Source organism: Aureimonas sp. AU12 (assembly GCF_001463705.1).
Lineage (GTDB): Bacteria > Pseudomonadota > Alphaproteobacteria > Rhizobiales > Rhizobiaceae > Aureimonas.
Genome location: NZ_BBWH01000043.1, coordinates 123,291 through 142,181, shown reverse-complemented (window position 1 = coordinate 142,181; position 18,891 = coordinate 123,291). Strand labels below are relative to the sequence as shown.

The window sequence follows — 18,891 nt, the reverse complement described above, 5'->3', positions numbered from 1 at the left end:
CACTAAAGATCGAAACAGCGCCGCAACGCCCAGATTGCATTCATGCAACCCGATAGCGGCATTTGACGACCAATTTGGCGCCGTCATGCGGAATGCTCAAACCGGACCGGGGAGCGCGTCTCTAGCCCTTCGATGCGAAGAACCGTGCGAACCGCGAGCCGGGGTTCGAGAGGCGGGCGACGACGACCAGTTTCCTGATCTCGCCCCGGCGGAAGGCGGCGAGGAAGCGCTTGTAGTCCTTGAACGAGACGCAGCCGTTGGAGTCGCCGCGCGGTCCCAGCATGTAGGTGTGGGCCAGAAGCCCGTTGCGGTTGTGGATGTTGCGCTCGCCGCCGACAGGATTGAGCCGGATGGCCTGGACGCCGTGGAAGAGGCTTTCTCGCAGGGTGAGATTGTAGGTGTGCGGCGGCGTCACGCCGCGATTGCGCGTATGGGCGAAGCGTGGATCGTCGCGAAGCGCACCGAGGCCGGAATGCGCCTCCAGTTTCTCGCCGTTCGGCAGGTAGACCGTTGCGGCCTCGATATCGTAGATCGCCGTGCCGCTTGCGCGCCCCGGCAGCGACATAGGAATGCCAACCGATGGCGTGTCGGTCCGTGGCTCCTCGCCGGCGTCGGGACGAGCATAGGCGAGAACCGGCGCCTCGCGCCGCGCCACCGGTTCGCGACGAACCGCCGCGATCGCGTCGACCGCACGGACTGCAGCAACCGGCCGCCGTGTCGGCCGCACGTTTGCCACCGGCACCTCTGCGATTGGAGGTTTACCGATGAGGAGCTGGGGCGAGCGATCCGGCTCAATCATCGCAAGTTGCGTTTCGGCAGCGGGATCGGCTGGCGTGGTCGCAGCGACGACGTCCGGTTCCTCGCCGCCGACCGCAGGCATCCGCCGGTCTTCGAAGGACCGGGCACTTGCCGTGCGGTCCAGCCCCTCGGTCGATCGCAGCGTTGTCGCGGCTGTCAGCATGGGCGCGGCAAAGAGATGCGTTGTTGCCGGCGATGAGGGGGTCGTCTGCGGGCTCGGTCTTGCGGGCAGGGTGTCGGTCGGCAGGAAGCGATCGGCCAGCCGAACCGGCGCCGCGCTGGCCGGGCGTGCAAAGCGCGGGAAGCGGGTCGCACGCGAGGGACTGTCCGCCGCGATCCGCATGACGGCGCTTGGCGGCGCCACGCCGGGCGAGAGCAAGGCCAGCGGATCGAGGGGCCCAACCACCGGCATCTCGCCCAGCATCGTCAGGCCGAGCAACGCGCAGGACAGGACGATTCCGCCCCACGTGAGGCCGGTTACGATACGGCGTAGATGCCGGTGCCGCAGAGGTCTGGAAAGTCGGTTGCGGCTGCGGGAGATCCCGCGAGAGGTCGGCAGGGACAACGTCGCAGCAGGAACGAGGGTCATCGAAAGCGCCGTCATCACGAGGATCAAACCGCAGGCGGAACGCGCTGACCTCGATCAGCTCGCCCATCGGCATTTCCGATGATGATGAAGGCTTATGGTTACCAATTTCCTCTCGCACGGATGGCGGCGGGATCTCGGATATGTCGATGGCCCTTCCGCGTCTCCCCGTGAGCGAGCCGATGCGCCCGCCGACGAGAGCTGGCCGGCCCCCTTTTGAACCGGCCGCCCCGTCAGCCGGTCAGGCGAGCGTCAGCCCGACATCGACGTTGCCGCGCGTCGCGTTCGAATAGGGGCAGACCTCGTGGGCTGCCGCCATCAGGCGCTCGCCGTCGGCATTGTCGATGCCAGGCAGGTTCACCGTAAGATCGGCGGTGATACCGTAGCCGCCTTCGGAGCGCGGACCGAAGCCGACTTCCGCGGTAACGGTCGCGTCGTTCGGCACCTTCACCCCGACCTTGCCGGAGACCGCCTTCATCGCGCCGAGGAAGCAGGCGGAGTAACCGGCCGCGAACAACTTTTCAGGATTGGCGCCTTCGCCGCCCGGGCCGCCCATCTCCTTCGGCACCACCAGCTTGACGTCGACCGAGCCGTCGTCGGAGCGCGCAGCGCCATCGCGCCCGCCCGTCGAAGTCGCAGAGGTCTTGTAGATCACGGTCACGGGCATATCGAAGTCCTTCCAACACAAGGGTCTGAACGCACGACGCCAGCTCGATCGAAGAGCAGACACCGCCGGACGAATGATGCCACGGCAATCCTTATCGCGGCAATTGTCTGATAGATGACGAACCATGCAGTGTCCAGGAAAATGTTATCGCGATATCTGTCATCGTGCTACGATGCGTTCGACCGCATCGACTGCCCGCAGGATGGCTATGCCCCGCTCCAAGCCCCCTCCGCTCCTCGACGAGCACCTGTGCTTCTCGCTCTACGGCGCGTCGCTGGCGATCAACCGTGCCTACAAGCCGTTGCTCGACGAATTGGGCATCACCTATCCGCAATATCTCGTTCTCGCGACGCTCTGGGAACAGGACGACCGAGCGGTGGGCGAGATCGCCGATCGGCTTTCGCTAGAATCCAGCACCGTCACGCCGCTGGTCAAGCGGCTGGAGGCGGCGGGTTTTGTCGAACGTCGCCGCAACCCCGACAACGAACGTCAGGTCCGGGTGACCCTCTCGGCCGATGGCCGGACGATGAAGGATCGCAGCGCCTGCCTCGGCGACACGTTGTTTGAATCATCCGGGCTGTCCGGCGAGGATGTCCGCCGGCTCAACCGCGACGTCCGCCTGTTTCGCGACGCCGTTGCGCGATCCCTGTCGACCGCGGACTGATTCCCGTGGCTTCAGAAAACTGCTCGCCCGGCGCGCCGCTTGCGCTTTCGCGAGCACAGCCATCGAACGTTCCTGCGGCAGTTTGGCGACATGCCCAAGAAAGCAGCGAATTTTTTGCATTGCAATCTTGCAGCGCAACGCCGACAGCCTTCTAATGCCTGAAAGCATACGGCGATCCCGCCGCGTGATGGGCCGGAGCCTAACCAACCGATGGCCGTCTTCTCGGTGAAGCACAGGACGGTGTTCCATTATGCCAAGCCCGTGGGCTTCGGCGAACACCGCATCCTGTTTCGGCCGCGCGACAGCTACGACCAGCGCCTGCTGGAAGCGACGCTGACGGTGGATCCCCTCCCCAGCGACATCCGCTGGATCCACGACGTCTTCGGCAATTGCGTCGCCTTGGTGCGCTTCGCCGGCCGCGCCAGCCGGCTGGCCTTCGACACCCATATCCGGATCGATCACTCGCCACAGGCGGGCCCGGACTTCTGCATTGACCCCGGTGCCATGTCCTATCCCTTCTCCTACGATCGTGACGACGCGACCGATCTGGAGCGCCTGATCGTCCGCCACTATCCCGACGCGGATGACGAGGTCGGACGCTGGGCGCGACGCTTCCTGACACCGGGTGCCGACAAGACGGACACCGGCAAGCTTCTGATGACGCTCTGCTTTGCCATCCGCGAAAGCTTCAGCTATTCGCGTCGGCACGAGAAGGGCACGCAGACCCCGCTCGTGACGCTGAGAACGCGCCGCGGCACCTGCCGCGATTTCGCACTCTTCATGATGGAAGCCGTGCGCTCGCTCGGCTTGGCCGCCCGCTTCGTCACCGGATACATCTATGTGCCCGACCGCGACGGGTCGGATGTCCTCGGCGGCGGCTCCACCCATGCCTGGTGCCAGGTCTATCTTCCGGGCGCCGGCTGGATCGAGTTCGACCCGACCAACGGGATCGTCGGCAACCGGGATCTAATTCGTGTCGCGGTCGTTCGGGATCCACGTCAGGCCATTCCGCTATCGGGGACGTTCGACGGCGAGACAGAGGATGCCAAGGAGATGACCGTCCAGGTCAACGTGACGACCGAGACCGGTGCCTCCAGCCCCGCCGCCCCTATGCCCACATCCGTGCCGCGCCTCGAACCCGAAGAGGCCGGCGCTTGACCCCTCGCCCGTGCCAGCCGGCGCCGGCATGTTCGACACCTCGAACCGACTTGGAGACTCGATGAAGATTCGCGCTGGTTTCACCTTGGGCTACGAATGCTATCAGCCGACGCCGATGCTTCTCGCGCTCAACATCCACCCTTCGCGCCGCGCGAATCTCCTGACCGAACAGGTCATCACCTATGACCAGCCGGTGAACGCGCGCGACTACATCGACGGGTTCGGCAACGTCTGCACGCGCATCGTCGCCCCTCCCGGCGTGACGCACATCTCGACGTCCTTCGACTATTACGACAGCGGCGCGCCGGACGTCGTGCCGTGGAATGCCGTGCAGCACGAAATCCAGGACCTGCCTGACGACGTGCTCGTCTATCTTCTCGGCAGCCGCTACTGCGACACCGACAAGCTGGCGACCTTCGCCTGGCAGATGTTCGGCCATACGGCGCCCGGCTGGGGCCGCGTGCAGGCGATCTGCGACTTCGTCCACAACCACATCCGCTTCGACTACCAGAACGCCGATTCCACGCGTTCGGCCTTTGGCGGCTACATGGACGGAACCGGCGTCTGCCGCGACTTCGCGCATCTGGCGGCGACGCTCTGCCGCTGCATGAACATTCCCGCACGCTACTGCACAGGCTACCTTGGCGATATCCGGATTGCGCCGGTGCCGGGCCCGATGGATTTCAGCGGCTGGTTCGAGGTCTACCTCGGCGGCAACTGGTACACGGGCGACGCTCGCCATAACTATCCCCGCGTCGGGCGTATCCTGATGGCGACCGGCCGCGACGCCACCGACGTCGCACTGTCGACGAACTTCGGCACCGCCAACCTCGTGCATTTCGACGTCGTGTCCTACGAGCTGATCGACGCCTGACTCCGACCGTCCGTTGACGCAGAAAAGGCCGGCACCCTTGAGGTGCCGGCCTTTTTTCGTTCGGCGGCACTGCGTGCCTATTCCTTCACGGCGCCGGTCATCGACGAGACGTAGTAGTCGACGAAGAACGAGTAGAGGATGACCACCGGCAGCGAGCCGAGCAGCGCACCCGCCATGAGCGAGCCCCACTCGTACACGTCGCCGCGCACCAGTTCCGTCAGCACGCCCACGGGCACCGTCTTGTTCTCCGACGACTGGATGAAGGTCAGCGCGTAGATGAACTCGTTCCAGGCCAGGGTGAAGGCGAAGATGCCGGCCGAGATCAGCCCGGGCACCGCCAGCGGCAAGACGATCTTCGTCAGGATCTGCCAGCGCGTCGCGCCGTCCACCAGCGCGCTCTCTTCGAGCTCGAACGGGATCGAGCGGAAGTATCCCATCAGCAGCCATGTGCAGAACGGAATGAGGAAGGTCGGATAGGTGAGGATCAGCGCCAGCTTGGAGTCGAAGATGCCGACCTGGAAGACGATGAAGGCGAGCGGAATGAAGAGGATCGAGGGCGGGATGAGGTAGGCGAGGAATACGAGCAGCCCCGTCACCCGCGCCCCGGTGAACCGGACGCGCTCGATCGCATAGGCCGCAAAGACCGATGCCGCGAGAGCGATCACCGTCGAGCAAGTGGAGACTACGATCGTGTTCCAGAGCCAACCGGGATAGGAGGTCTCGAAGAGGAGATACTTGATGTGGTCGAGCGTCGGTCCGACCACCCAGAACGGACTGTGCGCCGAGTAGTTGGTGAGCTGGTCGTTCGGCTTCACGGCGGTGATCGCCATCCAGTAGAACGGAAACAGCAGCACGAAGATGAAGACGGCGAGCGGCAGGTAGATCACCAGGATCTTGCGCGCCATCGTGTCGTGCTGGGACATGCCGACGATATCGTCGGACATCACGGCCGGTTCGGCGGTGTGTGCGGTCATCAGGTCTCTCCTCAATCCGAACCGCCCTGCTGCCACTTGCGGCGTTGCAGGCCGAAGAAGCTGAACAGGATGGCGGCCAGCAGGAAGGGCACCATCGCCACCGCAATGGCGGCACCCTCGCCGAGGTCTCCGCCGGGGATGCCGCGCTGGAACGAGAGCGTCGCCATCAGGTGCGTCGCGTTCACCGGGCCGCCCTTGGTCAGGACGTAGATCAGCTGGAAGTCGGTGAAGGTGAACAGGACCGAGAAGGTCATGACCACCGCGATGATCGGCGTCAGCAGCGGCAGCGTGATACGCCGGAAGCGCTGCCAGGACGTCGCTCCGTCGAGCGCGGCCGCCTCATGCAGCGAAGCTGGCACCGTCTGCAGCCCCGCCAGAAGCGAGATCGCCACGAAGGGGATGCCGCGCCAGACATTGGCCGCCATGACGGAGAGCCGCGCGTTCCACGGGTCGCCGAGGAAGTTGATCGGCGCCGAGATCCAGCCCCACTTCATCAGGACGTAGGAGATCACCGAGAACTGCGCGTCGTAGATCCACCAGAACGCAAGCGCCGAAAGCACGGTCGGCACCACCCAGGGCAGGAGGATGATCGCGCGGAAGAAGGACTTGCAGGGTAGGTTCTCGTTGAGGATCACCGCCAGCCAGAGCCCGAGACCGAACTTCAGGATCGAGGCGAGCGTGGTGTAGAAGATCGTGTTGAAGACCGACATCCAGAAGACGCGATCGTGCATGAGGTAGGCGTAGTTCTCCAGCCCGATGAAGACGCCGGGACGGCCGATCTTCGTGTCGGTGAAGCCGAGCCAGACGCCGAGGCCGAGCGGATACGTCAAAAAGCAGAGAAGAAAGACCGCTGCCGGCAGCATGAACAGCAGGCCGAGCCCGTTCCGGCTCTGCGACAGGCGCTCGAAGAACGAGGCGCGCGGCGGTCGCCTGGTCGGTCTGGTGGTGATCGTCGACATTGGTCGATCCTTTGCCCTGATGCGCTCTCATGCGGTTCCGATGCGGGACGCGCTCGCCCATGACGCGAGCGGCCAAGCGCGCTCGCCGGCCGGCTCGACGGCAAGGCTGGCCGCGATCCCCGGGACCGCCGCTTCGCTGCGTTCGCTTCGTAGCCCTCGCCTCCCGCTGCCGGGAGACGAAGGTCGGGACACCTCAGACGCGGTAGTAGCGGTTGGCGCGGCGTTCGGCGTTGGTGATGGCATCCTCGGGCGAGGACTGGCCGGTCACGGCTTCGGCGAACATGTCGACGAGCACGTAGTCGGCCATCGCGCCGGCCGAAGCTGCGCCGAGCGGTCCGGCATAGCCGTTCGGGCGAAGGCTGGCGGAGGCCTTGGCATAGGCTGCGTGGATCGGGTTCGACGTCCAAACCGGGTTGCTCTCGAACGTCCGCAGTGGCTGGCAGCAATAGGCGCTGGCACCCTGGATCCAGGCGTTCATGTTCTCGGGCTGATACAGGAACTTCAGGTAGGCCTTGGCCGCCTCGGGGAACTTCGTGTGGCGGAAGATCGAGATGGTCGAGGTCTGGTGCAGTTCGACCGACTGGCCGACCGGCCCGATCGGCAGGTTGGTGGAGCGCATGTCGTCGGCGATCTCCTTCATCGCCGGGTCCTTCAGAGCCGCATAGTAGACTGAGACACCGTTGGCCGTCAGCGACACCTGACCCGCCAAGAAGGCGCGGTTGTTGTTGACGTCCTGCCAGCTCTCGGTGCCGGGAATGAAGGTCTTGTAGAGCTCCTGCGCGTACTTCACGGCCGCGAGCGTCTCGGGGCTGTTGAGCACGACCTTGCCGCTCTCATCCACCATCTTGCCGCCGTGGCTCCACAGCAGCCAATGCGCGTAGTTGTTGCCGTCGCCCACGGCCTTGCCGTGCGGGAAGCCAGCCGGCGTGCCCTTAGCCTGCATCGCCTTGCAGAGTTCGAGGAAGCCCGCAGTGTCCTTGGGAAACTCGCTGAAGCCCGCCGCCTTCATGTGGCTGTCGCGGTAGACCACGGCATTACCGATGGCGCAGAGCGGCAGGGCGATGAACTTGTCGTCGCGCTTGGCATAGGATTCCAGGCCCGGATACCAGCCGCCATTGGCGCCGCCGATATAGGTGCCGAGGTCGGTGACGTCGACGAGCTTGTCCGGGTACTGCTGCGGGTCGTCGAACCAGCTCATCACCATGTCGGGGCCGGAGCCGACATTGGCCGCGACGGCGGCCTTCGGGCGCACGTCCTCCCAGCTTTCCTTGTCGATGCGCACGGCGACGCCGGTGGAATCGGAGAATTTCTTGGTGTTGGCGAGGAAGGCTTCCTCCTCGGCCGGCACGAACGGCACCCAGCGCAAAAGCCGCAGCGAGGCGCCGGCCTCCGGCGTAAAGTTCGGTTCGGCGCCCTGCGCAAAGGCGCGGCCGAACCCCAGCGGTCTACCGAGCGCACCCGCGGCGACAAGACCGGCGGAGCCCGCCAGCAGGTTTCTACGATTGATCATGATGCTTTCCTCCCAGAAATCGTGATCGTTGATGCGGTCGGCGGTCGAACGCGAAGAAGCGCCCGCCGCCTTTTTCTTGGCCCCGGCACGAATGCCCCGGGCAGTCTGGTTCAGAGGCGTTCGCCGGTCTTGGCGTCGAAGAGATGGACCGAGTTGGCGTCGACCGAGACGTGCAGCCGCTCGCCGGGCCGGATGTCGACGCGCTCGCGGAAAACGCAGGTGACGCTGGTCTGGCCGAGCTTGCCGAGGACCTGGCTTTCGAAACCGGTGGGCTCGATGACGATGACCTCGATCGGAATGTCGCCGCCGAGGCGGATCGCCTCGGGCCGCGCGCCGTAGACGAGATCCTTGCCGACAGCGCCGCGATGCGCCTGCCCCAGCGGCAGCGAGATGCCGTCATTGGTGAGGAAGCGCGAGGGGTCGCTCGGGTCGAGCTTGCCGTGCAGCATGTTCATGGCGGGCGAGCCGATGAAGCCGGCGACGAAGAGATTGTTGGGCTTGTCGTAGAGTTCGAGCGGCGCGCCGATCTGCTCGATGCGTCCGTCCTGCATGACCACGATCTTGTCGGCCATGGTCATGGCCTCGATCTGGTCGTGCGTCACGTAGACCGTCGTCGTGGTCAGGCGCTGGTGCAGGTTCTTGATCTCGGTGCGCATCGAGACGCGCAGCTTGGCATCGAGGTTCGACAGCGGCTCGTCGAAGAGGAACACCTGCGGATCGCGCACGATGGCGCGACCCATCGCGACGCGCTGGCGCTGGCCGCCTGAGAGCTGGCGGGGATAGCGGTCGAGCAGGCTCGTCAGGCCTAGAATGTCGGCAGCCGGCTTCACGCGCTTGTCGATCTCGGACTGCGCGGCGCCCTTCAGCTTGAGCGAGAACGCCATGTTGTCGGCGACGCTCATATGCGGGTAGAGCGCATAGTTCTGGAACACCATCGCGATGTCGCGATCCTTCGGCGGCACGTCGTTGACGACGCGGTCGCCGATGCGGATCTCGCCGCCGGAAATGTGCTCGAGCCCCGCCAGCATCCGCAGCAGCGTCGACTTTCCGCAGCCCGACGGGCCCACGAGAATGACGAACTCCCCGTCCTCGATATGGACGTTGACGCCCTTGATCACCGGATGCGAGCCGAAGTTCTTCTTGACGTCGACGATATCGACAGAAGCCATGCTGAGGGTTCCTCCCTGAACTGGTGGCCGGTGGGCGTTCCGCCTCGTCTCGGCTCTCGAATGGATTGGCGTGGCTAGCCGCGTCCGACAAAGGGCATCTTGGTCGCCATGATCGTCATGGTGAGCACGTTGGCTTCAAGCGGCAGCGCGGCCATGTTGACGACGGCTTCGCCGACCAGCGCCACGTCCATCGTGGGCTCCGGGCGCAACTGCCCGTCGGGCTGCAGGACGCCGGACGACATGGCCGAGGTCATGTCGCTTGCGGCATTGCCGATGTCGATCTGCCCGCAGGCGATGTCGAAGGGACGGCCGTCGAGCGCGGTGGACTTGGTGAGGCCGGCGATGGCGTGCTTCGTCGCTGTGTAGGGCGCCGAGTTCGGCCGCGGGGTCGTCGCCGAGATCGAACCATTGTTGATGATGCGCCCGCCCTTCGGGCTCTGGCGCTTCATCAGCTGGAAGGCGCCCTGCGTGCAGAGGAAGGCGCCGGTGAGATTGGCGGCCACGACGCCCGACCACTGCTCGAAGGTTACATCCTCCAGCGGGATCGGCGGCGCGTTGGAGCCGGCATTGTTGACGAGCAGATCCAGCCGCCCGAAGCGCGTCTCGACCTCGTCGAAAAGTTTGGCGACAGAAGCGGGGTCGCCGATATCGGCGGGAACGGCCACCACCGCCGGGCCCGTCTCGGAGATCGCGGCCGCCGTCTCGTCGAGCACGCCCTGGCGACGTCCGGTGATCACGACCTGCCAGCCCGCACCAGCCAGGGCGCGCGCGATGGCCTTGCCGATGCCGGTGCCGCCGCCCGTGACGAGCGCGATCTTTGGCGAGGAACGGGTGTCGGATGCGGTCATGGCAAATGTCGGGTCCGGTTATCGGGCATCAGGAAGGGTGGCGCCGGACAGTCCGGCATAGATGCGGGCGAGCGAGGCGTCGTCGTCGCGCCCCATACCGGCGCCCGACGCCGCGAGAAACATCTGCAGGGCGGCCGCCGAGACCGGGACGGGAAACCGCGCGCTGCGCGCCATATCCTGCACGATGCCGAGATCCTTGACGAAGATGTCGACGGCGCTCTTCGGCGCGTAGTCGCCATCCAGAACATGCGGCATCCGGTTCTCGAACATCCAGCTGTTTCCGGCGGATGCGGTAATGACCTCGTAGACCTTGCGAAGATCCAGCCCCTGCCTGGCCGCAAAGGCGATCGCCTCGCAGGCGGCGGCGATGTGGACGCCGGCCAGAAGCTGGTTGATCATCTTGAACGCGGCGCCAGCGCCCGCGGCATCGTCGAGTTCGTAGACCGTGGCGGTCACGGCATCGAGTGCCGGGCGCGCGGCGGCAAAGGCCTCAGGCGATCCCGACGCCATCATCGTCAGCTCGCCGGCGGCCGCGCGCACCGGGCCGCCGCTCATCGGCGCATCGAGATAATGGCGACCCGTGGCTTCCAGCGATGCCGACAACCGGCGGGCGATCTCGGGATCCATGGTGGCGCAGGAGACGAAGACGGAGCCCTCGGGCATGGCCGCCGCGACGCCGCCCTCACCGAACAGAAGGCTCTCCGTCTGCGCCGCGTTCACCACGACGCTGATCACCGTTCCCGCCTGGTCCACGGCCTCGGCCGCACTCGGAGCGACGGTCCCGCCAGCGGCTTCGAAACGTTCCACCGATGCCGGGAAGGGATCGTAACCGACAACCGAATGCCCGCCGCGCAACAGAGACGTGGCCATGCCGAGACCCATCGAGCCGAGGCCGAGCACCGCCACAACGGGCGCAGTGCCGGATGCATGGGTGGCGCCGTCGACCATCCGTCCTCCCCTTCCAACAGACCCTTCGGTCCACCGCTTCCGAGCGGCCGTCTGCGCGGCTTGTGACCCGGGATCGCCGCCCGGATTCGGGCGCTTTCAACGATTGGTATTATACTTAGACCAGTTTGCCAATGCGAATGTGGGGCCCGGGTTTCCCCTTCCCGTAATGCCTCAGCTGGCGATGCCCGCCACCCATCCGAGGCCTTCGTCGGTCCCGGCGCGTGGCTTGTATTCCGCGCCGAAGAACCCGGCCCAGCCGGCCTCGACGAGCGCTGGCAGCAACCGCTCGTAGGCCAGTTCGCCCTCGTCTGGCTCGGCCCGCGACGGTACGGCGGCGAACTGGACGTGACCGACGAGCGAGTGAAAGCGCTGGAACCGCCGGGTGAGGTCGCCGCCCATGATCTGCTGGTGATAGCAGTCGAACATGATCTTCAGTTCCGGCCGGCCCGCCCGCTCGACCACCGCGGCGGCCTCCTCGACGGTGGCGTGAAAATAGTTCGGCGCGTCGCGCGCGTTCAGCGGCTCGATCAGCACGGTCATGTCGTGGGCGCTGGCGAGGTCGCAGGCGTGATGAAGGTTGCGATCGAAGGTCTCGGCGGCTCCAGTGACGCTGCGCGAGGCGCCCGCCATGACATGCACCGCCCTCGCGCCGATCGCGATTCCGTAGGCGAAAGCCTGATCGATCGCGGCACGTGCCTCCTCCTCGCGGCCGGGCAGCGCGGAGAGGCCGAACTCGCCCGGGCGCCCCTTGGCCGTGTTCAACCCGAGCATCGGCAGGCCGGTCTCGTCGAGGGCGCGGCGCATCGCACCGGCATCCTGATCGTAGGGCCAATGGCATTCGACGGCGTCGAACCCTGCGGCCTTCGCCGCATGGACCGCGTCGGGCAGCGGCCGGTCGGCCCAGAGGAAGCCGAGATTGGCGGAGAGACGGATCATGCGGACCACTCCACGTCGAAGGCGGTGACGACCGCCCGGATCTGGTCGGGCTGGAGGGTGCGGGGCCGGTGGCCGTGGGTGAGCATGGCCAGCCGCGCCGTCGCCTCCAGCTCCTCGATCGCATTGACCGCCGCCTCGAGATCACGCCCCGCGACGACCGGACCGTGATGGGCGAGCATCACCGCCGAGCGCTTGCCGGCAAGGCCGCGGATTGCGTCGGCCGTGGCGGGGTCGCCGGGCACGAAGAAGGGCAGAAGCTGCACGCGGCCGAGTTGCATGATCGAATAGGCGGTGAGCGGCGGCAGCAGGTCGTCGGGATCGACGTCCGGCATCATCGACCACGCCACCGAATGGCAGGAATGCAGATGCACCACCGCACCGGCCGAACGCCGTGTCTCGTAGAAGGCCTGATGCAGCGGCATTTCCTTCGTCGGCCGGTCGCCCTCGATCAAGGTGCCGCCGGCATCGAACCGGCTGAGCCGCGCCGGGTCGAGCCGCCCGAAGGACGAGCCGGTGGGCGTCACGAGCAGGCCGCCATCCTCGGTGCGCACCGAGATGTTGCCCGAGGAGCTGTGCGTCAGCCCCCGATCGAAGAGCGAGGCGGCCATCCGGCAGATCGTCTCACGCAGCCGCGCCTCGGCGCTCATCGCGCCGGCCTTTCGAGCACATGAAGCGCGGTTTCGAAGAAGTCGGCGTCGCCGAAATTGCCCGACTTCAACGCCAGCCAGAGCGGCCGGTCGGATGCCTTCACGGCGGGCACGCCGGGGGCGATCTCCGGTCCGATGTCGAGGGCCGCAAGCGCCAGCCCCTCGACAACGGCGCCGGACGTCTCGCCGCCGGCCGTGACGAGCCGGGCGACGCCGCCTTCGACCAGCCGGCGCGCGAGTTCGGCGAAGAAGTCCTCGATGCGACCAGCGATCTCAGCGCGGCCGTAGCGCTCCTGCGCGGCGCGCACCGCGTCCGGATCGGCCGAGGTGAAGACGAGCGGCGCCTCATCGATCCGGTCGAGCGCCCAGCCCGCAATCGCTTCGGCGGTCACGCGCCCGTCCATCAGCTCGTCCGGCGCCACTTCGCGGGCGGGATGGCCGGCGCGGTAGCAGTCCACCTGCCGGCGCGTCATGTCGGAACAGGAGCCGGACAGGATCGCCGCCGGCCCGCCGCCGGGCGCCCAGGCCTGCGCACCCTTATCCGCCAGCAACCCGGCATCGCGGAAGTTCGCGGGTAGGCCGAGCGCGACCCCGGAGCCGCCGGTGACAAGACGATGGTCGTGCGCGGCCCGGCCGATCGCCAGAAGATCCTCGTCGCGGATCGCGTCCACAACGACGACCGGCCTCCCGGCCCCGACCTCGCGATCGAGACCCGCGCGGATGACATCCGCGCCGGCGAAGACCTCGCGCGCCGCGACATGGCCGACCGCGGCTCGCGTCTGCGGCGCCAGCCAGAGGCGCAGATCGGCGTCGCGCATCGGCGTCAGCGGATGGTTCTGCATGCCGCTTTCGCTGAGAAGCCGGTCGCCGACGAAGAGATGGCCTTGGTAGAGCGAGCGGCCCGCCGCCGGAAAGGCTGGACAGACGATCGCGCGGTCGGCCCCCAACCGCTCCATCAGCGCGTCGATCACCGGCCCGATATTGCCCTCCGGGGTGGAATCGAAGGTCGAGCAGTATTTGAACAGGATCTGCCGGCAGCCCTGCGCCAGCAGCCAGTCCGCCGCCGCCAGCGACAGGCGAACCGCGTCTGCCGCCGGGATCGTGCGAGACTTCAGCGCGACGATCCCGGCCTCGACTGCGCCGTCGGCAGGGAGTGCGGGAACGCCGGTATACTGCGTCACCCGCATGCCGCCCTTGCGTAGCGTGTTGGCGAGGTCCGACGACCCCGTGAAATCGTCGCCGATGCATCCGAGCAGCATGCGCCCGCCTCCCTGTCGCTCCGCGGATCAGACGGCCGCGGTGCCGCCGAGTTCGTCTTCGAGATGGGCGCGGATGATCTCGTCGAACGAGGTTTCGGCCTGGAACCCCAACTCGCGAGCGCGGCGGGCCTCGATGTCGGGAGCCCAGCCGGAAACGATGCGCATGATCGTCTCGTCGGGCTCGCGCCGGATCAGCTTCACGGCGCGCTCACCGACGATCCGCCCCAGCGCGGCGATTTCGTTCCCCACCGTCGCCGAGAGGCCCGGCAGGCTGAGATTGCGCCGCGGGCCGATGTTCGCCGTGTCGAGCGCCGCGGCATGAAGGAAGAAGCCGATCGCCGCGCGCGGGCTGGCGAAGTAGTGGCGCACATCCTCGCCCACCGGGAGCACGGCCTCCTGCCCCGCCATCGGCTCGCGCAGGATGTTGGAGAAGAAGCCCGACGCCGCCTTGTTCGGCTTGCCCGGACGAATGCAGATCGTCGGCAGGCGCAGGCCCAGCCCGTCGAAGATGCCCCGGCGGGTGTAGTCGGCCAGAAGCAATTCGCAGATCGCTTTCTGCGTGCCATAGCTCGTCAGCGGGGTCAGCGCGAAATCGTCGGGGATGCGGTCGGGGAACGGCGCGCCGAAGACGGCGATCGACGAAGCGAAGACGAGGCGGGGCGTGTAGCCGCTCGCCTCGTGCTCGGCGCGGATGGCCTCGAAGAGATCACGCGTTCCGTCGAGATTGATGCGGTAGCCCTTGGCGAAATCGGCTTCCGCCTCGCCCGAGACGATGGCAGCGAGGTGATAGATGATGTCGGGCCGCTCCGCGACGAGCGGCTTGGCGGCGCCGGGAACGGAAATGTCGACGGCCAGCGTCTTCACGTTGCCGACCCGGCCTGCCGGCGCCTGCGGTTCGACGACATCGGCCAGAACGAGTTCGTCGACCGCGCGCTCGCCGATGCCGCCATCGGCACCGATGCGCTCGGCGAGCTTGCGTCCGATCATACCGGCAGCGCCGATGATGAGCACTTTCATAGGTCTTCCTCCCCTCAAAGCCCGCCAGCGTCTCGCCGGGCCGGCCCTGCTAAATCCCGTTCGCGCCGGCCGGTGTTCCGGTCCGGGCGACGACGTCCCGTGTCGTGCGGTAGATGCGATCGAGATGAGTTTCGAACGCGGCGATCGTGGCATCGGCGTCGCGGCGCTCCAGCGCGGCGACGATCGCCTCGTGGTCGCCGACGCTGCGGGCGATGGCGCCGGGCTCGGCCACGGCGCGGCAGCGGTTTTCCATCATGTAGGCGTAGAGATCGGCCACGAAGTCGCCGAGCGCCGGGTTTCCGCAGGCGCGGTAGACCGCGAGATGAAACTCGCGATCGCTGATGAGGAAGCGGACGGGATCGTCCATCGCGCCGCGCTGGGCCTTCAGAGACTCGCGCAAAAAACGCAGCGTCTCGTCGTCCATCCGCGCCGCGGCCGCGCCCACCACCGTGCGCTCGACGAGGAGCCGCGCGCCGTGGATGTCGTCGAGGCCGTAACTGTTGACCAGCCGGGGCTCGCGCATCTGCTTGAATTCGGCGCCGACCTCGTCGGAGACGACGCGGGTGCGCGAACCGTGGACGACAGCCAGCAGGCCGCGCGCCGCCAGGATCTGGATGCCACCGCGAACCGATTCGCGGCTGACCTGCAGGGCGGCGGCGAGATCGCGCTCGCTCGGCAGGTCATCTCCGATCTTGAAGATGCCGGACGCGATGAGGATGGCGATCTTGCCGGCGACGACGTCCCGGATGTTGCGCCGAACGATCTTCTGCTGAAGCTCGGGCGCATGCTCGAGAACGAAATGAGTGAGCGACATGGGACTGTCCGAATGGCGGCTGCTGGTTTGGCCAGCAGACCAGTCGAATTGATCCGATCGCCCACCGCCTGTCAAGCGAGCAGGTTGCCTCGCGAACAAGCGCTCAGGCGGTGGCCGCAGACCCGCCGCGCAGGCGCTTCCACAGCGGTCCGATCACCTTGCCGACGAGGGGAATGAGCGCGGCACCCACCGCGAGGCCGATGATGCCGGACCCGGCCGCCGTCACCAGCCAGCCGAGGATGCCGCCTGCCGCCGCGGTGACGGCGGCGGAGGCGTCGTGGATGAGATGGGCGGGCGCGACGATGCCGTACTCCTCCAGTCCGTGCACGAGAATGCCGCCGCCGACCCAGACCATCGCCGCCGTGCCGACCACCGCGAGGATCTTCAGGAAGACCGGCATGCCCGTGACGAGCGCGCGACCGACGCCCCGCCCCAGTGCCGCGAAGGACGATGGCGAGCGGTTGGAGGCGAGCGCGAGCCCGACGTCGTCGGCCTTCACGATGAGCGCGACGCCGCCATAGACGACGGCGGTGATGCCGACGGCGACCACGGCGAGCACCGCGGCCTCGCTCCAGAAGCCGGCCTCGGGAACGGCGGCGAGGCTGATCGCCATGATCTCGGCCGAAAGGATGAAATCGGTCTTGATGGCGCTCGCGACTTTCTGGTCCTCAAGCGCCTGACTGTTGCTCGCCGATGCATCGACCTTGGCCTCGTGGGCATGGGCGGCGTGCGGAAACAGCCATTCCGCGACCTTCTCCGTGCCCTCGTAGCAGAGATAGGCGCCGCCGAGCATCAGAAGCGGCGTGATCGCCCAGGGCGCGAAGGCGCCGAGCGCCAGAGCAATCGGCAGCAGGAACAGGAGCTTGTTGCGCAGCGAGCCGCGGGCGATGCGCCAGACGATCGGCAACTCGCGCGCCGGCGCGAAGCCCACGACGTAGCGCGGGGTCACGGCGGCGTCGTCGATCACCACGCCTGCCGCCTTGACGCCGGCCCGCGCCGCCTGCCCTGCCACGTCGTCGAGTGACGCGGCCGCGACCTTCGCCAGAGCCGCCACGTCGTCGAGTAGCGCGATCAATCCAATGCTCACGGGCTCACCGTCCTTTGTTTATGGCGACAGAGCCGCCGGACAGGAATTGGACAGGTCGAATGCGGAGTCAAACTTCCACGCACAGCGATCTTGCGCAGCGCAGCATTCGCTCCCATTTACCATCCAGATGGATGGTTTAGGGATGGAACGAATGCAGAAGCCGAGAGTGCCCGACAGCGAGAAGATCACGCTCAACCTTGGCCATGTCGATCTCGGTCAGATCGATCTGCTCGTCGCCGACGGATTCTACGCCAACCGCTCCGACTTCATCCGCACCGCGATCCGCAACCAGATCGGGCGACACGACGACGTGCTGCGTCGCTCCGTCGAGCGGCACGAACTCGATCTCGGTCTGCGTCGCTACGACCGACAGGCACTGGAAGCCGCGCGGGATGCCGGCCAACGCCTGCGCATCCAGGTTCTCGGCCTCGCCGTCATCGACGACGACGTGCCGGCCGATCTTGCGGCCGAAACGATCGCCTCGATCCGCGTTCTCGGCGCCCTTCAGGCCAGCCCCGCCGTCAAGGCCGCGCTCGCCGGCCGCATTTCCTGATGCCCTCGCCCTGTCTCCCTTCGACCCGAAAGGTCTGATCTCATGATGCCTCTGTCCAAAAGCGCGATGCTCGAAGCCACCCGCCTCACCCGCGAGGGCAAGCTGACCGAAGCCATGGCGGTGCTGCAGGGCAGCGCACCTGTCCCCGCGCAGAACGACCACGACGGTCCGACGATCGACCTGACGCCCGGCAGTCAAGGCTTGCACAACCGCTCGCAAAGCTCCTTCGCCGACGGGCTCGGCCACGACGCCTCGGCCATCGCCGGCCGGGTCGGCTCTATGCTGAAGAAGCTGGCGCCCAAGCTCGGCGGGCTCGGCTCGCTCGGTGGGGCGATGGCGCACGCCAACACGCCGACGGCGCCTCTGCCCGAAGGCGCCCGGTTTCTCGATCGCACCCATTCTGCTTCGGCCGGTGCCCGCGACTACAAGCTGTATGTTCCGAGCGGGCGCGAGGGTCAGGCTCTGCCGCTCGTGGTCATGCTGCACGGCTGCACGCAGTCGCCCGACGATTTCGCGGCGGGGACGCGGATGAACGAACTGGCGGAGGCGCACGGGTTCCTCGTCGCCTACCCGGCGCAGGACAACCGCGCCAACGCGCAGCGCTGCTGGAACTGGTTCCAGCCGGCCGACCAGTCGCGCGGCGCCGGCGAACCGGCGATCGTCGCCTCGCTGGCCAAGGAGATCGCGCGCGAGTTCGCGGTGCCGAAGGGCCAGGTCTTCGTCGCGGGCCTCTCGGCCGGCGGCGCTCTGGCCGCCATCCTCGCCGTCGAATACCCGGATGTCTTCGCGGCCGCCGGGATCCATTCCGGGCTGCCGGCGGGCGCTGCGCACGACATGCCCTCTGCCTTTGCGGCGATGCGCACCGGCGGCACGGCCAGTGCGGCGGCGATCGCGATTCCCGCCATCGTCTTCCATGGCGATCGCGATGCGACGGTTCATCCATCCAACGGGGAGCGGCTGCTCGTGCAGGCCGGCGCCCGCTCGGCGGTCTCGACGCAGGTGCGCAACGGCACCTCGGCGAGCGGTGCGAGTTTCGAGCGGACGGTGCGCCGCGACGCGGCCGGCCGGCTGCGCAGCGAGCATTGGCTCCTGCACGGCGCGGGGCACGCCTGGTCCGGCGGCAGCCCGGCCGGCACCTACACCGATGCAGCCGGGCCGGATGCCAGCGCCGAGATGGTGCGCTTCTTCCTCGAAGCCACCAGCCCGGCGACCGCGTCAGAGGACGCGGACGTGCTCGCAGGCGGCTGAAACCTCGTGCGGGTGGGATTTCTGGCTGGCAGCGGCATCGAAGCCGTCCATCCATTCGATCCACTCGTTGGTCTGCACGTCATAGGGATTGGCGCTGCGATGCGTGCCGTCGAGAAACGCGGCCTCGCCTTCCCGTCGAATGAGATGGATCATCATGTGGCTCCGGGCGTCCCTT

The 18,891-nt window shown here is 67.1% G+C and carries 20 protein-coding genes; 5 read left to right on the top strand and 15 right to left on the bottom strand.

What is annotated here, in order from left to right:
* Positions 1-121: 121 nt before the first annotated feature.
* Together AUL33_RS17535 and AUL33_RS17530 are read right to left on the bottom strand one after the other, a co-directional pair.
* A complete protein-coding gene (locus AUL33_RS17535; RefSeq protein WP_244492319.1) occupies positions 122-1,204 on the bottom strand; it encodes a DUF2778 domain-containing protein in 1,083 nt (360 codons plus the stop codon).
* Positions 1,205-1,625: 421 nt separating this feature from the next.
* Positions 1,626-2,051 (bottom strand): organic hydroperoxide resistance protein, encoded by a 426-nt coding sequence (locus AUL33_RS17530; protein ID WP_062211213.1) that lies wholly within the window; start codon positions 2,049-2,051, stop codon positions 1,626-1,628.
* Positions 2,052-2,253: 202 nt separating this feature from the next.
* Here AUL33_RS17530 and AUL33_RS17525 point away from each other — a divergent pair, with 202 nt between their 5' ends.
* From AUL33_RS17525 to AUL33_RS17515, 3 genes are all read left to right on the top strand, one after another.
* Positions 2,254-2,715, top strand: a complete 462-nt coding sequence (locus AUL33_RS17525; RefSeq protein WP_202815312.1) for a MarR family winged helix-turn-helix transcriptional regulator — start codon at positions 2,254-2,256, stop codon at positions 2,713-2,715.
* Between the two features lie 210 nt (positions 2,716-2,925).
* Positions 2,926-3,873 (top strand): transglutaminase family protein, encoded by a 948-nt coding sequence (locus tag AUL33_RS17520; RefSeq protein WP_062211208.1) that lies wholly within the window; start codon positions 2,926-2,928, stop codon positions 3,871-3,873.
* A 61-nt stretch (positions 3,874-3,934) separates the two neighbouring features.
* On the top strand, positions 3,935-4,747 hold the full coding sequence (locus AUL33_RS17515) for a transglutaminase family protein (protein ID WP_062211205.1): 813 nt from the start codon (positions 3,935-3,937) through the stop codon (positions 4,745-4,747).
* 77 nt (positions 4,748-4,824) lie between these two features.
* Here AUL33_RS17515 and AUL33_RS17510 read toward each other — a convergent pair whose 3' ends face one another.
* The 12 genes from AUL33_RS17510 to AUL33_RS17455 all read right to left on the bottom strand — a co-directional run bounded on the left by AUL33_RS17510 (position 4,825) and on the right by AUL33_RS17455 (position 16,915).
* Positions 4,825-5,691, bottom strand: a complete 867-nt coding sequence (locus AUL33_RS17510; RefSeq protein WP_374754445.1) for a carbohydrate ABC transporter permease — start codon at positions 5,689-5,691, stop codon at positions 4,825-4,827.
* A gap of 41 nt (positions 5,692-5,732) precedes the next feature.
* The gene (locus AUL33_RS17505; protein WP_062211200.1) at positions 5,733-6,680 is read right to left on the bottom strand and encodes a carbohydrate ABC transporter permease; all 948 of its coding nucleotides are present in this window, start codon (positions 6,678-6,680) and stop codon (positions 5,733-5,735) included.
* A gap of 193 nt (positions 6,681-6,873) precedes the next feature.
* The gene (locus AUL33_RS17500; RefSeq protein ID WP_156419468.1) at positions 6,874-8,193 is read right to left on the bottom strand and encodes an ABC transporter substrate-binding protein; all 1,320 of its coding nucleotides are present in this window, start codon (positions 8,191-8,193) and stop codon (positions 6,874-6,876) included.
* Positions 8,194-8,300: 107 nt separating this feature from the next.
* The gene (locus tag AUL33_RS17495; protein ID WP_062211195.1) at positions 8,301-9,359 is read right to left on the bottom strand and encodes an ABC transporter ATP-binding protein; all 1,059 of its coding nucleotides are present in this window, start codon (positions 9,357-9,359) and stop codon (positions 8,301-8,303) included.
* 74 nt (positions 9,360-9,433) lie between these two features.
* Positions 9,434-10,207 carry an SDR family oxidoreductase gene (locus AUL33_RS17490; protein WP_062211193.1) on the bottom strand — a complete coding sequence of 258 codons (774 nt, stop codon included), beginning with the start codon at positions 10,205-10,207 and terminating at the stop codon, positions 9,434-9,436.
* Between the two features lie 18 nt (positions 10,208-10,225).
* Positions 10,226-11,155, bottom strand: a complete 930-nt coding sequence (gene ltnD / locus AUL33_RS17485; protein ID WP_062211191.1) for an L-threonate dehydrogenase — start codon at positions 11,153-11,155, stop codon at positions 10,226-10,228.
* 171 nt (positions 11,156-11,326) lie between these two features.
* Entirely contained in the window at positions 11,327-12,091 is a 765-nt protein-coding gene (locus tag AUL33_RS17480; protein WP_062211189.1) for a hydroxypyruvate isomerase family protein, read from the bottom strand.
* On the bottom strand, positions 12,088-12,738 hold the full coding sequence (locus AUL33_RS17475; protein ID WP_062211188.1) for an aldolase: 651 nt from the start codon (positions 12,736-12,738) through the stop codon (positions 12,088-12,090). Before AUL33_RS17475 ends, AUL33_RS17480 begins: the two co-directional genes overlap by 4 nt.
* Positions 12,735-13,997 (bottom strand): 3-oxo-tetronate kinase, encoded by a 1,263-nt coding sequence (gene otnK / locus AUL33_RS17470; protein WP_062211185.1) that lies wholly within the window; start codon positions 13,995-13,997, stop codon positions 12,735-12,737. Before otnK ends, AUL33_RS17475 begins: the two co-directional genes overlap by 4 nt.
* A gap of 27 nt (positions 13,998-14,024) precedes the next feature.
* Complete coding sequence (gene denD, locus AUL33_RS17465) at positions 14,025-15,014, bottom strand: D-erythronate dehydrogenase (RefSeq protein ID WP_062211182.1); 990 nt, start codon at positions 15,012-15,014, stop codon at positions 14,025-14,027.
* Between the two features lie 49 nt (positions 15,015-15,063).
* Positions 15,064-15,828: a FadR/GntR family transcriptional regulator gene (locus tag AUL33_RS17460; protein WP_062211179.1), complete on the bottom strand. Its 765-nt coding sequence runs from the start codon at positions 15,826-15,828 to the stop codon at positions 15,064-15,066.
* A 103-nt stretch (positions 15,829-15,931) separates the two neighbouring features.
* Complete coding sequence (locus AUL33_RS17455) at positions 15,932-16,915, bottom strand: DUF808 domain-containing protein (protein WP_062211176.1); 984 nt, start codon at positions 16,913-16,915, stop codon at positions 15,932-15,934.
* 151 nt (positions 16,916-17,066) lie between these two features.
* On the opposite strand from AUL33_RS17455, the gene AUL33_RS17450 reads away from it, so the two are divergent.
* Complete coding sequence (locus AUL33_RS17450) at positions 17,067-17,468, top strand: CopG family transcriptional regulator (protein ID WP_244492317.1); 402 nt, start codon at positions 17,067-17,069, stop codon at positions 17,466-17,468.
* Positions 17,469-17,510: 42 nt separating this feature from the next.
* A complete protein-coding gene (locus tag AUL33_RS17445; protein WP_062211170.1) occupies positions 17,511-18,716 on the top strand; it encodes a PHB depolymerase family esterase in 1,206 nt (401 codons plus the stop codon).
* Here AUL33_RS17445 and AUL33_RS17440 read toward each other — a convergent pair.
* The gene (locus AUL33_RS17440) at positions 18,684-18,872 is read right to left on the bottom strand and encodes a hypothetical protein (RefSeq protein ID WP_062211167.1); all 189 of its coding nucleotides are present in this window, start codon (positions 18,870-18,872) and stop codon (positions 18,684-18,686) included. The genes AUL33_RS17445 and AUL33_RS17440 overlap by 33 nt on opposite strands.
* Between the last annotated feature and the right edge of the window lie 19 nt (positions 18,873-18,891).

What these genes read in the sequence shown, in the direction of transcription:
- AUL33_RS17475 (WP_062211188.1), bottom strand. Translation starts at nt 12,738, where the DNA reads ATGAGCGCCGAGGCGCGGCTGCGTGAGACGATCTGCCGGATGGCCGCC.
- AUL33_RS17490 (WP_062211193.1), bottom strand. Translation starts at nt 10,207, where the DNA reads ATGACCGCATCCGACACCCGTTCCTCGCCAAAGATCGCGCTCGTCACG.
- AUL33_RS17450 (WP_244492317.1), top strand. Translation starts at nt 17,067, where the DNA reads ATGCAGAAGCCGAGAGTGCCCGACAGCGAGAAGATCACGCTCAACCTT.
- AUL33_RS17460 (WP_062211179.1), bottom strand. Translation starts at nt 15,828, where the DNA reads ATGTCGCTCACTCATTTCGTTCTCGAGCATGCGCCCGAGCTTCAGCAG.
- AUL33_RS17505 (WP_062211200.1), bottom strand. Translation starts at nt 6,680, where the DNA reads ATGTCGACGATCACCACCAGACCGACCAGGCGACCGCCGCGCGCCTCG.
- AUL33_RS17445 (WP_062211170.1), top strand. Translation starts at nt 17,511, where the DNA reads ATGATGCCTCTGTCCAAAAGCGCGATGCTCGAAGCCACCCGCCTCACC.
- AUL33_RS17515 (WP_062211205.1), top strand. Translation starts at nt 3,935, where the DNA reads ATGAAGATTCGCGCTGGTTTCACCTTGGGCTACGAATGCTATCAGCCG.
- denD (WP_062211182.1), bottom strand. Translation starts at nt 15,014, where the DNA reads ATGAAAGTGCTCATCATCGGCGCTGCCGGTATGATCGGACGCAAGCTC.
- otnK (WP_062211185.1), bottom strand. Translation starts at nt 13,997, where the DNA reads ATGCTGCTCGGATGCATCGGCGACGATTTCACGGGGTCGTCGGACCTC.
- AUL33_RS17525 (WP_202815312.1), top strand. Translation starts at nt 2,254, where the DNA reads ATGGCTATGCCCCGCTCCAAGCCCCCTCCGCTCCTCGACGAGCACCTG.
- AUL33_RS17530 (WP_062211213.1), bottom strand. Translation starts at nt 2,051, where the DNA reads ATGCCCGTGACCGTGATCTACAAGACCTCTGCGACTTCGACGGGCGGG.
- AUL33_RS17510 (WP_374754445.1), bottom strand. Translation starts at nt 5,691, where the DNA reads ATGTCCGACGATATCGTCGGCATGTCCCAGCACGACACGATGGCGCGC.
- AUL33_RS17495 (WP_062211195.1), bottom strand. Translation starts at nt 9,359, where the DNA reads ATGGCTTCTGTCGATATCGTCGACGTCAAGAAGAACTTCGGCTCGCAT.
- AUL33_RS17440 (WP_062211167.1), bottom strand. Translation starts at nt 18,872, where the DNA reads ATGATGATCCATCTCATTCGACGGGAAGGCGAGGCCGCGTTTCTCGAC.
- AUL33_RS17520 (WP_062211208.1), top strand. Translation starts at nt 2,926, where the DNA reads ATGGCCGTCTTCTCGGTGAAGCACAGGACGGTGTTCCATTATGCCAAG.
- ltnD (WP_062211191.1), bottom strand. Translation starts at nt 11,155, where the DNA reads ATGGTCGACGGCGCCACCCATGCATCCGGCACTGCGCCCGTTGTGGCG.
- AUL33_RS17480 (WP_062211189.1), bottom strand. Translation starts at nt 12,091, where the DNA reads ATGATCCGTCTCTCCGCCAATCTCGGCTTCCTCTGGGCCGACCGGCCG.